This is a genomic window from Chitinivibrio alkaliphilus ACht1, assembly GCF_000474745.1.
Taxonomy (GTDB): Bacteria; Fibrobacterota; Chitinivibrionia; order Chitinivibrionales; family Chitinivibrionaceae; genus Chitinivibrio; species Chitinivibrio alkaliphilus.
Map to the genome: position 1 here is coordinate 1 of NZ_ASJR01000005.1, position 14839 is coordinate 14839.

General features: G+C 48.4%; 14 protein-coding genes and 1 pseudogene. 5 read left to right on the forward strand and 10 right to left on the reverse strand.

Annotation, left to right across the window (positions count from 1 at the left end; genetic code table 11):
* Nucleotides 1-11 precede the first annotated feature (11 nt).
* The 5 genes and pseudogenes from CALK_RS03140 to CALK_RS03160 all read right to left on the reverse strand — a co-directional run bounded on the left by CALK_RS03140 (nt 12) and on the right by CALK_RS03160 (nt 4343).
* Nucleotides 12-548: a hypothetical protein gene (locus tag CALK_RS03140; protein WP_022636200.1), complete on the reverse strand. Its 537-nt coding sequence runs from the start codon at nt 546-548 to the stop codon at nt 12-14.
* A gap of 4 nt (nt 549-552) precedes the next feature.
* Nucleotides 553-1028 (reverse strand): annotated as a pseudogene (locus tag CALK_RS12005) (glycosyl-4,4'-diaponeurosporenoate acyltransferase CrtO family protein).
* A complete protein-coding gene (locus CALK_RS03150; protein ID WP_022636202.1) occupies nt 1025-2113 on the reverse strand; it encodes a glycosyltransferase family 2 protein in 1089 nt (362 codons plus the stop codon). Before CALK_RS03150 ends, CALK_RS12005 begins: the two are co-directional and overlap by 4 nt.
* 12 nt (nt 2114-2125) lie before the next feature.
* Complete coding sequence (locus CALK_RS03155; protein WP_022636203.1) at nt 2126-3619, reverse strand: phytoene desaturase family protein; 1494 nt, start codon at nt 3617-3619, stop codon at nt 2126-2128.
* Nucleotides 3609-4343 carry a hypothetical protein gene (locus CALK_RS03160; RefSeq protein WP_022636204.1) on the reverse strand — a complete coding sequence of 245 codons (735 nt, stop codon included), beginning with the start codon at nt 4341-4343 and terminating at the stop codon, nt 3609-3611. Before CALK_RS03160 ends, CALK_RS03155 begins: the two co-directional genes overlap by 11 nt.
* Nucleotides 4344-4448: 105 nt before the next feature.
* On the opposite strand from CALK_RS03160, the gene CALK_RS03165 reads away from it, so the two are divergent.
* Together CALK_RS03165 and CALK_RS03170 are read left to right on the forward strand one after the other, a co-directional pair.
* The gene (locus tag CALK_RS03165; RefSeq protein WP_022636205.1) at nt 4449-5774 is read left to right on the forward strand and encodes an aldehyde dehydrogenase family protein; all 1326 of its coding nucleotides are present in this window, start codon (nt 4449-4451) and stop codon (nt 5772-5774) included.
* 12 nt (nt 5775-5786) lie between these two features.
* On the forward strand, nt 5787-7277 hold the full coding sequence (locus CALK_RS03170) for a phytoene desaturase family protein (RefSeq protein WP_022636206.1): 1491 nt from the start codon (nt 5787-5789) through the stop codon (nt 7275-7277).
* Between the two features lie 51 nt (nt 7278-7328).
* Here CALK_RS03170 and CALK_RS03175 read toward each other — a convergent pair whose 3' ends face one another.
* The 4 genes from CALK_RS03175 to map are packed head-to-tail and all read right to left on the reverse strand — an operon-like array spanning nt 7329 to nt 11487.
* Entirely contained in the window at nt 7329-8561 is a 1233-nt protein-coding gene (locus CALK_RS03175) for a U32 family peptidase (RefSeq protein WP_022636207.1), read from the reverse strand.
* Nucleotides 8558-9427, reverse strand: coding sequence for a YihY/virulence factor BrkB family protein (locus CALK_RS03180; RefSeq protein ID WP_022636208.1), 870 nt, complete (start codon nt 9425-9427; stop codon nt 8558-8560). Before CALK_RS03180 ends, CALK_RS03175 begins: the two co-directional genes overlap by 4 nt.
* Nucleotides 9417-10586, reverse strand: a complete 1170-nt coding sequence (hflX, locus tag CALK_RS03185) for a GTPase HflX (RefSeq protein ID WP_022636209.1) — start codon at nt 10584-10586, stop codon at nt 9417-9419. The genes CALK_RS03180 and hflX overlap by 11 nt, the downstream gene beginning before the upstream one ends.
* A gap of 4 nt (nt 10587-10590) precedes the next feature.
* A complete protein-coding gene (map, locus tag CALK_RS03190; protein WP_022636210.1) occupies nt 10591-11487 on the reverse strand; it encodes a type I methionyl aminopeptidase in 897 nt (298 codons plus the stop codon).
* A 103-nt stretch (nt 11488-11590) separates the two neighbouring features.
* On the opposite strand from map, the gene CALK_RS03195 reads away from it, so the two are divergent.
* From CALK_RS03195 to CALK_RS03205, 3 genes are all read left to right on the forward strand, one after another.
* On the forward strand, nt 11591-12313 hold the full coding sequence (locus CALK_RS03195) for a methyltransferase domain-containing protein (protein WP_022636211.1): 723 nt from the start codon (nt 11591-11593) through the stop codon (nt 12311-12313).
* A gap of 64 nt (nt 12314-12377) precedes the next feature.
* Nucleotides 12378-12917 carry a YceI family protein gene (locus CALK_RS03200; protein WP_022636212.1) on the forward strand — a complete coding sequence of 180 codons (540 nt, stop codon included), beginning with the start codon at nt 12378-12380 and terminating at the stop codon, nt 12915-12917.
* Nucleotides 12914-13489: a YqiA/YcfP family alpha/beta fold hydrolase gene (locus CALK_RS03205; RefSeq protein ID WP_022636213.1), complete on the forward strand. Its 576-nt coding sequence runs from the start codon at nt 12914-12916 to the stop codon at nt 13487-13489. Before CALK_RS03200 ends, CALK_RS03205 begins: the two co-directional genes overlap by 4 nt.
* Here the strand turns inward: CALK_RS03205 and CALK_RS03210 are convergent.
* Complete coding sequence (locus CALK_RS03210) at nt 13447-14802, reverse strand: GDSL-type esterase/lipase family protein (RefSeq protein WP_022636214.1); 1356 nt, start codon at nt 14800-14802, stop codon at nt 13447-13449. The two genes, CALK_RS03205 and CALK_RS03210, sit on opposite strands and share 43 nt — an antisense overlap.
* Nucleotides 14803-14839: the final 37 nt, after the last annotated feature.

Below are 14839 nucleotides of genomic sequence, written 5' to 3' on the forward strand. Positions count from 1 at the left end.
GTTTTTTTGTATTATTTTTCTGAGCGCCCAAGGGTTACCACAACCGCCTCTCTTTCCACGGCAATATTTTTAACCGTCCGTGCGGTGAGGTATCGTTGCGCGCGTCTAGTCTCTGCGGTATACAGAAGATATCGATTTTCCACAGCTCTATCTATAATAGGGTTGATCACTGAGGATATAATGCTCCCCGTAGGATTTTCTTCATGATGAGAAACCAAAGACACCCGCTCTTTCTCCCAATAGACACTGTTTTTGCTAACTACAAAACGCCCCTGCAGGTCAAGACGTATGGAGCGGGTAAAGGGTACACGAAAAAATGTCCCGTGAGCAGTGCAGAAAAGATGGATCACAAGTTGTTCTTCAAACAGAGATACTTCAGCATCATCTAACAGGAGTTTTCCACGAATCGGCCCCTGATCTATTGATACCGGAAAATACTTCGCCAGCTCAGAGCGTATTTCATCACGGGGTATATGCATGGTATGCGCACAGCCACCCCACAATAGAAGAGCAAATGAAATAACAAGGACAACGCCAAAACGTACCACGGCCTTACATCCCTTTGCTTTGAAGCCGAAACAAACGGGGGCGATTATAGCGCTGAATGAGTATACACGGAACATTGGCACACAGAGCATACATCACATGAACCGGCCATACCAGAGGTGGATTAAATAAAAAAAGAGAGGCACACAGGAGAGAACAATCCAATGTACCAATTCACCTCGGCACGTCTCTCGCAACAGTACTGGCACTGTTTCACGATTCCACACAACCCCCTTTTTTGCAATCCCTCCAGGAAACCATACCGCTCCATCGGGGATACGATCTTTCCAGCGCTTTACCCGAAGCAGGCGATATAAGTTGGCTTCCCCGCGAAGAGGAGCAAAAAGTCTCCAGTCTATGGAAATACGTGCAGCGGGTAAAAGGGTGCCGCCAAAGGCAATGATAAGATGGAGACAAAGCCATCCTGCGATATTTCCAGCCACTAACCACGGCCATGGGGGAACAAAAAGCGGGATACTCACAGAGATATCTCCCGCCCCCGCCAAGAAACCCGTTTGAGAATTTTGATTCGCACTGTAGATACGGCAAATACGGTAATAAAAAAGAGACCGTGCAAGGGCAAAACGAGGATGTTATACCACGAGAAAGAACCTGTGCGAAACATGACACATAAAAGCTGAATAGGAAACAGAAGAAGAAGAGCCGTAGAAATATGAGGAGCGCTCTGGAGGAAAAACTGAGGAGCCCATGTAAAGAGAAGGGCGGAAACCCAGAGAACAGACAGCAGTAAAAATAGTGGTTTTGTACTATCTGCACCACTGGCAAAACCTTTCACCCACCCATCCCAGAGTTCTTTGACACCCTGAGGGTACATACGAAAAGCCAGTGCCCCTGCACCAACAAAAAGCTCTTGGTTCCCCCCTTCATCTTGCAGGATTCGCCCCAAGGAAAAATTCTCTAAGACGCAGTTTTTTACCCGCTCATGCCCTCCCAAGGAATCATAGGTGGTTCTATGAAGTGCCATGCATGGACCGAAACTTCCCGAAGGAGATGCGGAAAAAAGAGAAAAACCACCGGAGCCAGCAAGTTGCAACAAATTAAATATGAGAGAGAGTTGTTCATACGGCTTCACAACCCGGTGCCATGGCTGAACAGATCGAATGGTTCCGCGAGGAATATTCGTGGCAAAGAGACGACGCAGAAAGGAGGGCTGCGGCACTAGATCCGCATCCAGAAAAACAAGATATGTGCCGTGGGCATGACGTGCACCATACTGAAGTGCATAGGTTTTACCCGTCCAACCAGCGGGCTTATCCGCCACCGATACAACCGATGCCCCATAGGAACGAGCCACCTCTGCGGTAGCATCGTCTGAGGAATCATCAACCACAATAAGCTCCCGAAAGGAGATATCCTGTTGTTGTATCCCTGAAAGTAAAGAGGGAAGACGCTCTGCCTCATTTCGAGCAGGAATAATAATTGAACAATCAATTCTGCCTCCGAGTTCCGCATCATCACCCTGGGGAAGAAGGCGAATACGGCCAAGAACCAGAACACCAGCCACAGCCCCAAGACAGAGAATAATCGTGAGTACCCCCAAGAGCATCCTTACACCTCCTTAATAGAGAGGGAGTTCACGAGTAATCTGCCGTGCCGCCTGGATACCCGAAAGAACCGCCATGGGCATTCCTCCTCCTGGGTTCACACTGCCCCCGACAAACCAGAGATTTTCTAAATCTTTGCTCTTTTTGGGAATCTTCAGGGCAAAATTACGCCGATGTATCGTGTCGGTACCATAAATAGCACCGCGGTTTGAATAGTACCGCTTCTGGATATCCCACGGACACCACTGATCACGTACCACAATATGACGACGCAGGTTCGGACATGCCAGCCGTTCTAATTTATTAATACAGACCTCTGCAAGAGTATCATACTCTTCCCGGGAAAGCGGGGTTTCAGGATCAAGAGGTGGTATATGAGGAAGTATTTTAATATTCTCACATCCTGCGGGGGCCTGAGAAGCATCCGTTCGCGTTGAAGCAACAACATACAGAGTTGGATCATCGGGAAGAATCTTCTTTCGGAATACCCGTTTAAAATGATCTATCTGATCGTGGGCATAGATAAAGTTATGATGGGCAAGGTTAGGGTAGGTCATGTCTACACCGAGGTGAATCACAATACCGGAGCAGGCAGGGGGAAACCGTTCTTCAAGTCGAGCGATTCTCTTTTCAGAAACCGAAGTAAGAGTACGAAGGGCAGGTAAAACCTCCATATTGCACACAACCACTGATGCGAAAACATCTTTCCCATCAACAGATACCCCCGTCGCCTTCGTTCCATCTGTGCATATGTGCCGCACCTCCTGTCCCGTATGCAAACGTACTCCCACCTCTCGCGCAAGTCGCTCCAGAGCACGAGAAAGAGAAAATAATCCGCCCTGTACATACCATAGGCCCTTTTCAAACTGAACTCCGCTCAAGAGATTCATAAATCCCGGAGCATCCAAAGCAGAGGCTCCCACATATTTTATGAAATAATCGAAGGCATCACGTACCGGGGTGTTACCAAAATAAGCCGTGTTCGTTCGGTGCATGGTGCGAAAGATATCCAGTCGTCTTAGGAGATCTCCCAAAGGGGTCGCACGAAACATTCCGGTAAAAGTATCAACTCCCTTTGAAAAATACCCCCTCTGACAAATCTCATACTGCTCTTCGCAGTAGGCGAAATACGCATCCAGCTTTTTCCCCATTCCGGGAAAGAGCGCGTCTATCTCAGTGCGTGTTTTCTCTTTCGACGCTGAAAAATCAAAGACCGTACCATCTTCAAAGAAGTTACGCCAATGGGTTGAAAGCTCAAAGATAGTGCAGTAGTCATCAAAATTTTTTCCTGCCTCTGTAAAGAGCGTACGAAATATATCCGGCAAGGTCAGAATAGACGGTCCAAGATCAAATTGAAACCCTTCCATAGATGCTGTGTTGAGCTTCCCACCCACGTGATCATTTTTTTCATAAAGGTCTACGGTGTAGCCCCGATTTGCCAAGGAAATTGCTGCTGACAGCCCCCCCAGCCCTCCGCCGATAACAACGGCTGTCTGTTTATTGTTCATACCCATCCTGTGCTTTCTTTCGCCCCAGACGGGCAAGACCGTCTTGAGGATTAATATCTTTGGCGCGATCATACCACGCCATTGCCTGTGCTACATTTCCCTCAGCGCGATATATCTCACCGAGAAAAGCCCGCCCCGTACTATGTCCCCACTGCGGGGCAGCACGGCCAGTCTGCTCTTCTTCCATAAATAAGGAGTCGCTCCGCAGAAGATACTCCCGCCCTGCCGAAAAACCACCGCCGAGAAACCCCGGCATATGGTAATAACTCACCCCAAGCAGGTAGAGCGTTCGTGGGTTAGTTGAGTCAGCCGCAAAGGCTTCATCCAGCCCATTCTGTATCCTTCGTCCCAAAAAGGGTGCGCGAGTTGGATGGAGCGTCACATAAACCCCGAGAATCGTCGCTTCAAGCGCCTCTACTTCGCCGGAAAAACGTCGTGGCTTTCGAATTGCCGCGAGGTCCGCTTGTACGGAGTCAATAAGAGCAAGCCCACGCCGCGTATCTCGATGGTGGTCATACCCGTATAAATAATAGTTTATCCAATGAAACCCCGTTACTGCCCGCCAATACCGGCCTGAATCAGTGTTCTGTGAGAAAGCGTCATAGGCCTCTGCAAAGGCGTCGCTATCCCACTCCGCATAGGCGTGTTGAAATAGATTCTGCCCTGTTTCCACAGCTCCCACAGAGACCGATATATTAAGGAAAGCAAGAAAAAAGAGCCTCAACCCAACTCCTTTTGTGAATTATCGCTTCCTGTAATATAGTTTTATATACATGATCCACAGCGTAATTTTTCTCGCTTTGTACAGAAAGATACAGGAATCTTACCAATGAAAACAGAGAATAGAGATATTGCAACACGCGTGCACGTACTCACCCAAATTAAATCAGCCCTCATGGAAGGGGAGTCTGCCCTCGTGGCAGCTCTGAAAGAAGATTTGGGAAAACCATGGCATGAAGCATGGCCCAGTGAAATTGGTATTGTCTATTCGGAAATAGATCATATTATAAAGCATCTTGCCGCGTGGATGCGTCCGAAAAAAATGCCTTTCTGTCCCCTTTTTTTTCCGGGCAGATCCTTCACGGAACGCCATCCCTTTGGAACAGTGCTCATTATTTCACCCTGGAATTATCCCGCAGGACTTATTCTTTCTCCCCTCATTGGGGCCATTGCCGCAGGCAACCGGGTAATCCTCAAACCATCAGAACGTGCCCCCAAAACCGAACAAGTCCTCTCAGAACTGTTTTCTCAAAAATGGTGCCGTCCGTATATTGAGCTTTGCACGGGAAGCACAGAAGAGGTGCGCAAACGTATAAAAATAGAGGCTGATATGGTCTGTTTTACCGGTTCAACAGCCACAGGACGGGTGGTAATGGCCGATGCAGCACAACGTCCAATCCCTGTTTTACTTGAGCTGGGTGGAGCAAACCCTGCCTTGGTGTTTTCTCACGCAGACCTAAAAGCTGCCGCAGAGCGTATTGCTTGGGGGAAATTTTTCAATAGCGGCCAAACGTGCGTAGCCCCAAATCACTGCTATATCTCTGCAGATGTTGCCGAAGAGTTTACCCACCTACTACAACAAACAATCACGGAGTTCTATGGGGATGCTCCACAAGAATCCCCCCATTACGGGCGCATGATCGACTCCCGAGCCGTGGAAGAAGTCCAAAAGCGAATCCAGGGTGCGGAGATTATTTGTGGAGGAGATTTCTCTCCCTCTCAGAAGTATATTGCACCAACCCTGCTACGCTGTGACAAGGAGAGCCCCCTTGTGCAAGAAGAAATTTTTGCCCCCATACTCCCCCTTATTTCTGTGGAAAATATCGAAAACCACGTAGAGGAGCTTCTTGCACAGAACGACTCCCTTGCCCTCTACGGCTTTGGCGATACAAAGAAAACGAAAGCACGTCTTTCTGCAATTAATACGGGCTCCCTTGTTATTAATGGAACCCTCCATCGCATGGCCTCACCACGCATCCCCTTTGGTGGTGTCGGAAAAAGTGGTTTTGGCCGGTATCACGGTAAGGCCGGCTTTTTAGCCTTTTCCTATGAAAAGACCCTTGTTCTGAAACATAAAACGAGGGAGATATCCGGGATATACCCGCCCTATACGATGAGTAAAAAGATACTGAAATGGATCGGAAAATATATGTAGTTAGGAGTGATAATGGCACCTCGAATTGGTATTGTCGGCGCTGGCCCCGGAGGGCTCACCTCCGCCATGATTTTGGCACACAGAGGATATGATGTTGATGTCTTTGAAAAAGAAGCAACCCTTGGCGGTCGAAATGCGTCTTTACAATTGGGCGACTACACCTTCGATGTGGGCCCTACCTTTCTCATGATGACCTTTATTTTACGGGAGGTCTTTGAGCACGCGGGAAAGAATCTGGATGATTACTGTACGGTTATCCCCCTTGACCCAATGTACCGCCTTGATTTTGGTGAAATTTCCCTTGAACCGAGTGCGCATCATGAAAAGATGCGCGCTCAAATCGCACGCCTCTTTCCCGGAGAAGAGGAGGGCTTTGACCGATTACTGAAACGGGAAAAAAGCCGCTATGAATATATGTACCCCTGTTTACAGCGCCCATACAGCACTGCTGGCTCAATGCTTTCCAAAACGCTATTACGGGCAGTACCGCATCTCTCCATGGGAAAATCACTCTATGGCGTGCTCTCCGATTACTTTCAGAGTGAAGAGTTGAAAACAGCCTTCACCTTTCAGGCAAAATATATCGGTATGTCTCCTTGGCAATGCCCCGGCCTCTACACAATGATCCCCTACGTGGAACACGCCTTCGGCATTGACCACGTCACGGGTGGCCTCAGTGCTATCTCAGAGGCAATGGCACAGGTAACCCGTGAACACGGTGGAAAAATCTACCTCTCCACACCGGTAAAACAGATTGAGACAGACAGCAAAAAACGAGCACGGGGTGTTATTTTGGAATCGGGAGAACGACACTCCTACGATGCGGTAATTGTTAATGCAGACTTCGGCTACGCGGCAACCAACCTCTTTGCACCGGGAGTGATTCGCAAGTGGCAGAAAAAGACCCTTGATAAGAAAAAATATTCCTGCTCAACCTTTATGCTCTATCTTGGTCTGGATACACTCTATGACGAACCCCACCACCAAATTGTCTTTGCGGAAGACTACAAGGCAAACATCGGCGATATAGTGTCGGAGAAACGCCTCTCCGATGACATGTCAATTTATATTCGAAATGCCAGCAAAACAGATCCAACCCTAGCTCCCAAAGGTCATTCGGCGCTGTACATTCTGGTGCCGGTCAGTAATACCCGCGCGCCCTTCTCATGGGATGAAAAACGGACCCGGGAATACCGGAGAAAAATCCTTGATCGTATCATTGCGCGAACAGGCATGAAAGATCTTGAGTCACATATTGTGGAAGAAAAATGCCTGACCCCTGATATGTGGGAACATGAGTTCAACCTCTTTGATGGTTCCACCTTTAATTTAGGACATAATCTTTCTCAAATGCTGTACCTGCGTCCACGAAATAAGTTTGAAGAAGTCGGGAACTGTTATTTGGTTGGCGGTGGTACCCACCCCGGCTCAGGGCTTCCCACCATTTATGAATCAGGGAAGATCTCTGCGAACCTCGTTTCCGAGGAGTATCCTCTCTCCTAAAGCCCCATTCGGGAGTTCCTCCGGCATGGAGAACTCCCTTTTTCGCACATATTATTCAGAGAAAGAGCATCCCCAAAACCGCGAGGTATGAACATCCTCTTCTAAAGCCGCTGCTTCATGGGCAAGTTGCGCGAGCTGTGAGGGGGAGTAAGAAACTGCCCGGTCTACCCACGACGCACACACACAAGTAGCACCGCAGGTGCCGCAAGTCGTTGGTTTTGCCAGATAGGACTCTAAAAAACCGTTCAAACGCGTGTTATCAATGTAAATATAGCTGGAGTCGCGATCGTAGGCGTGTGGAATAAGGGATTCACCGAACCGCTTCATACGCAATAAACTTTTCATGGGAACCTTGCCCGGTTTAAACATGGTACGAATCATCTTCAGTCGTTGCCGCAGTTCTGTGCCCTGCTCTTTTTTTATGGCAGCCACCGGCCCCACCAACTCATAGAGATTACCTGTAAAAGAACGACGGGCATACGCTTCCACCCGCTTGATAAGGAGATCTTTTGGACAGCTTCGCTCAAGAATCTTGAAGGAGTTAATCCCAATAGATTCGTAGATATGTACATCTTCTGGACGTATCCATACAGCGCGAAGAAAATTTCTCGGGTCGGAAAAACGCTTTTGCGCACAATTAAGAATACAGTAATCAATACACATCCCTTTCAAGGGGTGCCCCTTGCGAGATGAGTCGCTGAGAAGATTCATATGAGTTGGCTCATAGGCACAGTACGGCAGACAGGAAGAATTCACAATAAGCTGCAGATCTGTTTGTACGGAACGCCGGATGTCTTCAAGAAGTCTCAAATCTCTGTTGCAGGAAATGGCACTCAAACAAAGGGCATCACCCCCAAGATCTTCCCATTGCCGTGCCTTTTCGGGAGAATCAATCATGGCAAAGGCACTCACTCGTATGGAAAAATGCGGGTACTGCTTCTTGATAAGCCGCGTAAGAAACGGGGATGTTACGGTGAGACTGTCAACCCCCATGTGGCTTAATCGGTCTAGAAGTTTTCGTATAATGCGGTGTCCGCGACGGGTCTGTTCAATACCGCCAAGACTTGCTCCGTTCAAAAGATAGTTGAAGGCGATTCCCTGGGCATGGCATTTTTGCACCGTTTTCGCCAGAGAGCGGAAGGATACTTGGCGTAAGGTATAGGAGGAACGTCCTCCCCCAAGGGGGTCTTCCCCGGCTTTACCGTACACTTCATATATTTCAGAATAGGGAGCCAGCCCTTCAATAAGTCCCGGCTCGAAGGTATATGCGACACTCAACTTCATAAATTATACTTCCTTTCTGGCCCTGCCTCTTCAGAAGAGCTCATAGAGGCAATACACAGCCCACCAAACAGTATGGCCGCAGAGAATAGTAAGGACCAGGTCATAACCACAGCAACCCCGGCAAAGATCCCGTAAAAAACTTCCGCTTCGCCGGAGCTGCTGATAATCCGGGCTCCCAGAAAATGAAAGACATGCCATAATACTGCAAGAGCAAAGGAGACAAGGGCAAGAATACGCCAGGAAAGGCCTTCACCATAACTCATAAGATACAGAGATGCCAAGGTAAGAAAGAGTACCATGGTCGTCACCCAATAGGACTGTACCCCCTCCAGAATTGGCGGAAGCGAGTCAACAGGAAGGAAGGAGTTGAGGACCATAGAGATCAGACTGAAAAGAACCACAAGAAATGCCACGAGATAGTGTACGGTAAAGGTGAATAGATGTCGAACCCATGGAGAGTGTGCAGGTTCATCAACCTGCATCATTACACGCAAGCCGTGTATAAGCGTAGAGAACAGAGAATTTGGCGCCCAGATAAGAATAACAATACCGAATATGCCGAGATTCCGCCACGAGCGACTACGGATAATCTCGTATATACGCTCCTGTACAAACTCTGATGCCGCCGGGGGGACCATTTCTACCAATTGTGAAATAAACACATTCTGCAACTCTACATTGCGTGACAGAAGCATACTTACCCCCCAGAGCAAAACCATAACAATGGGAATAAAGGTCAGAAGAAACGAGAAAGCCATGGCCTTAGCGTAGAAATTACCCCGCCGACGAATGTAGGTACGACACAACTGCCAAAACGTACTCAGGACAGAAAGTACAACCTGTCCAGGAGCCCTCTTACCCCACATGGATATATGTTCCAGCTCGTTTTTCTATAGCTGCGGCCTGCTTTTTGTCGGCACGAACTTCATGGATGGTCTCTCCCAAATCGTGCTTTAATTGCTGGACAGACTCCTTATCCAGGGCTGATACAAAGGAAGCTTGGGGAAATTCACACTCAATCTGTCGTAACTGCAAAGGATCATCCACACGATCAATCTTATTGAAGATAATCTTTGCTGGTTTATGCCCAGCAGAGAGATCACCCAAAACATCCCGCACCGTATCGAGCTGGTGTGAGAACCATTTACTGGAAGCATCCATGACAATCAGAAGAAGATCTGTCTCCTGCGCCACCTCTAAGGTACTACGAAAGGAGGCCACCAAATGGTGGGGAAGCTTTCGCAAAAAACCAACGGTATCGGAAATAACAACCTCACCTACAGAGGGGATATACCCTTTTTTGGAGGCCGTATCAAGGGTTGCAAACAGTTCGTCCCGCACGAGCACATCAGCCCCACACAGAGCATTCAGGAGGGTTGACTTACCCACATTGGTATACCCCACAAGGGAGATGCGGAAGGTATCAGAACGGCCCCGGCGTTGCACTTCACGACTTTTCTTAATTTTCTTAAGCGATTTTTTCAGCTGAGCAATCTTTTTTTGCACTAACCGTTTATCTGTCTCCAACTGTGTTTCACCGGGACCTCGCGTACCAATACCCCCGCTTTGACGAGACAAGTGAGACCACATGCGGGTCAAACGCGGGTACATGAGATTGAGCTGGGCCAATTCCACCTGAATTTTTGCTTCATTCGTACGGGCATGAAGGGCAAAGATATCCAAAATAAGCTGACTTCTATCAATGACCTTCCCGCAGATGATAGCCTCGATATTTTGTATTTGACTTGGCTTGAGCTCAGCATCTATCACCAGACATTTACTATTTGTTTCTTTCATGCGCCGAGAAATCTCATCTAATTTACCTGCACCAAACCACGTAGAAAAACGTGGTTTATCACGTTTTTGCACAAAGATATCTGCAACCTCAGCTCCGGCGGTTGCGATAAGGGTTTCCATCTCTGCTAAATCTTCTTCAAAGAGCTCTTCATCCATCTTTCGTGGCATGTAGAGAGCTGCCAAGATTACTGATTCTGAAAGCGACTGCTCTCGTTCAATATCAAACATTATATCACTCCGGTAGTACGATAAGGGTTCCCGCCTCTTTCTGAGATGCGGTCTGTGTAAGCACCTCATATCCGTCGTCGGTCACGAGAAGTGTGTGCTCAAACTGTGCTGAAAGACTGCCGTCCTTGGTGTACACCGTCCACCCATCAGTGCGATCAGTATACACGGCATACCCCCCCATGTTTACCATGGGTTCTATGGTGAAGGTCATGCCCGGCTCAAGAATTGTGCCCCGCCCTTCGCGATTTTTATGGTGGAGTACGGTCATATTCTCATGAAAGCGACTACCGATCCCGTGCCCGGTATAACTCCGCACAACAGAATAGCCTGCCTGTCGTACAAAGGGGTCTATCTCATCTCCTACAATGGAGAGTGGTCTCCCCGGTGCAATCGCGCCAATAGCTCGCATAGTTGCTTCCGCTGTTACCCGTACGAGCTCTTTTACCGGTGGCGAAACGGCACCGATAAGAAATGTTTCTGATTGATCTCCAAAATATCCGTCCACCACAGTGGTAATATCCACATTTACGATATCTCCGTCACGCAGAATATCTTCCGAGGACGGGATGCCATGACAGACCACGTTGTTTATGGAGGTACAGAGAGACTTGGGAAATCCGTGATATCCGAGGGTTGCCGGACGATGCCCATGGTCTAGGGTGTATTCATGGGCGAGGCTGTTTATTTTTTCTGTGGAAATGCCTGGGACAATAAAGGGACGAAGGTAATCCATTAAAGAAGCGTTAAACGCCCCTGCAGCCCGCATCTTCTCAATCTCATCGGCACTTTTTATCAAGGGGTTTTTCTGCACCCCCCTGTTCTGCTCTTTATCTTGTCTCAGATGACATTTCTTATATTTCTTTCCCGAACCGCACCAGCATGGTTCATTCCGTCCTATCATACAACCTCACTTCAGAGTACACGTAAAAATAGATAAATTGGCTTCATCTGCGGAAGATACGCCTCAAAAAAGTATTTTAATTCATTACCCTGGAGGAAATTCTATGCGCCGACCCTGCTTTTTTTTGAAAACCCGGAGCCAAAAACCCGAGATGATGGACCTGCCCCATAGTGATAAAGAGAAACTCTACCGTACCCTTCGTCACTTTTCTCTCATAAACCTCTTCTTCACGGGATCACGGAAGCTGCTTCGGAGAACAGTCCTTCGTGACATGGAGCAATCCCCCAAAACACATCGGGTTCTTCTTGAAATCGGATCTGGAGGGGGAGACACCGCCCGTTGGCTTATCAAAAAAAGCAGATCTATGGGGCTCTCCCTCAGTATTATCTGCTGCGAGAAAGACCCGCGTGCCGTGGAGTTTCTTCGTACGGCCTGTGCCAAAGAACCGTGTATCACCATCGTTGAAGCAGACTTTTTTGATCTTTCAGGACCGGCCTATGAAGTAGATTACGTATTTGCAAACCACCTACTACACCATCTCGCGGATGCACAGATCCCCCCCATGCTCACGCAAGCATACCAGCGCGCCCGCCGGGGAGTTGTCTTTAACGATTTGCGTCGCTCTTGTATGGCCTACGTGCTCTACTTCTTTGCCGCCTCCCTATTCTTTCGTAAGAGCTTTGCACGGAAGGACGGCCTCTTATCAATACAAAAAGGATTTACTCACGATGAAGCACAGAATATGCTCCGGGCATGCCCTGATATCCCCCTTGTCACTCGTGGTACATTCCCTTTCCGGTGTATTTGGAAAAGTAGCTTCCTGTAACCGCCTATTTGGTATTATGAAACACACCACCTATATTACTTATATCTAGTATTAAGGAGTTATTATGAAACACCTCTGCATTCTCATTTGTATTCTTCCTCTAATCGTATGGGCAGACTCCCGTACAGCCGTTGCTGTTGTTGAAGGCGGATTCGACGCTCGCGCCACGGGACACTCTTTTTCAGGTGAGTTTCCCACCCAGTCTGGCGATGCCACGCTCCGTATGGACGATAGTACTGTATCCATGACCCTTTCTGTACCTGTTACAGATATCTCCACAAATAACTCACGGCGTGATAATAATATGTATGAAATGTTTGAAACTGACGCCTACGAAAATATCACCGGAGAAGTTACGGAGGTTCCCTTGAAGACCCTGCGCGATGCCCAGAAACTCCCCCTTTCCCTTACGATTAGGGATATGACAGAAGATATTAAAGGTACCATTTCAGACTGGGAAGATGAAAATGGACAGATCTCATTTTCTCTTTCTTTCACGGTCTCTCTCGAGACCTTTGACCTTGACCCCGGCTCTCCCTTGCCGGGATTACGCGTGCACGATGATGTAGAAGTATCTCTTTCTGTATATGTGGATCCGTCATGATACTCTATATTCATGGCTTTGCCAGCTCCGGAACAGGCTATAAATCGTCTCTATTTCGAAGCCATTATGAGGGACGGGAGCCCTTTCTTTCTCCCACCCTCTCGGTGGTACCCGACTTAGCCATGCACACCTTGCGAGATCTCATCGACACCCTCAAGCCTGAACACCCCATAGGCCTTATCGGCTCTTCTCTGGGAGGGTTCTATGCACGAATTATTTCTCACGAATATGGTCTTCCAGCCGTTCTTATCAACCCCGCCTTAGCACCGCACACCCTGTTGCGACACCATGCACAGCAAGTGCGCCACTACTACGATGGAAGCCGTTTTTATGTAGAAGAATCACACCTGCAAGCACTCAGCCATATGGCACAACAAACCGGCCACGATGATTCCGCCATTTTGGTGTTTCAAAAAAAGGGTGACGAAATACTCAATTACAGGACTGTACAGAACACATTCTCACCGGAGCAACTTGTTTTGGAAGAGGGAGGAGACCATGGTTTCAGCGATATTTCCCGGCATTTTTCTCACATCGACGGTTTTTTTGCCGAAGCGTCTTCTCGCTCATGACGAATAAGACGGTGATACCGTTTCCCTGCATGGGTTTGTACTGAAAGGATGTACATCCCCGGTGAAAGTTTGTCGTCTAAAGAAAACACTCTTTCCGATATATGCAGCTCTTGGTGTTCTCCCCGCACTGAATACACCGATACTGATGAAATTTCCTCAGAAAGCCTATATCCCTGCGAAGTTATGTTCACGAGGGCGGTATTTGGCCTGTCCCTTTCTTCGGAGTACACAGAGGTAGGAAGAAAGAGCCCCTGTTCATAAATAAAGCCTTCAAGGGCTTCGGCAATTTCTGCATGTTCCTCCACAGAGGGGTGCCAATGCAAGGCATCAAGGGAGGTCGTGTAAGAGAACAGAGCGACATCTTCATGCCCTGCTTCGTGTTCGTCACGAATAAGGCGCTGGAGTGACTGGAGAATATACCGATTTGGCCAATCCTGAAACGCCATGAAGAGATAGTGTGCTGAGGGGTTTGTGTTCTTTGTACGTAGGCGATGCAAGAACGATTCAGCCCCTTTTCGAAACAGGGCGGTATCAGCGGGAGGAGCCGCGCCCTGATCGCTAAAGTCATTAATTCCAAGATGGATAATGGTGAGATCTGGATTCCATGAAGAAACATCCCAGATATCAACCTCTCTTCCCTGCTCTATATCTGCATGCACCGTGGCTTCATAGTATGCGGGAAACTCCCTTCCCGGAGAATCTCCACCGAGATTTTGCACCATACCCTTGCCTGAATAGGCAAGGATGTGCCGCTTTGCCCCGAGGCGGTCTGCCAAGATGTGCCCAAAGGATTTTCCCGTATTCGTGGTTTCCGGCACCAAGCCGCTGTCCCGTCCTGATGCCTCATTACCATAACCAGCAACAAAGGAGTCTCCAAGAATCTCAATGGAGCCGGTGCGGGACAGGGACGGCGTGAAAAGGGTCTCTCCTGCTGAAACAACTACTCCGTGAAAACGCTGATCACTCCATGCGGTTTCATTTCGTTTGATCAGTCGCAACTCATGAGCCCCCTTGGGAAGGTCACGGGCAACAACAAAGGTGTCCACCTTCTCCGTCCCACTATCTGTGGAAAGTACACCAGCAGCGGAATCGTTAATCCAGATATCATACCGCCCAAGCCCATCTTCAAGAACAACGGAAACCTTCTGCCCGGTAAACCCCACTGAAATAGCGATTCCCGGCCAACTGAAACGGGGTGCAGCAGGATCGGAAAAATCAAACCGTCCTTCGTACATAAAAGAACGGTGATCTGCAGGGAAAAAGCCTGCCGCCACAAGGGCGACACTGCTCAAAAGAAACAAGATACATTTCATGATACCTCCGAGAGCTACAGTATAAAATTGTTTCTGC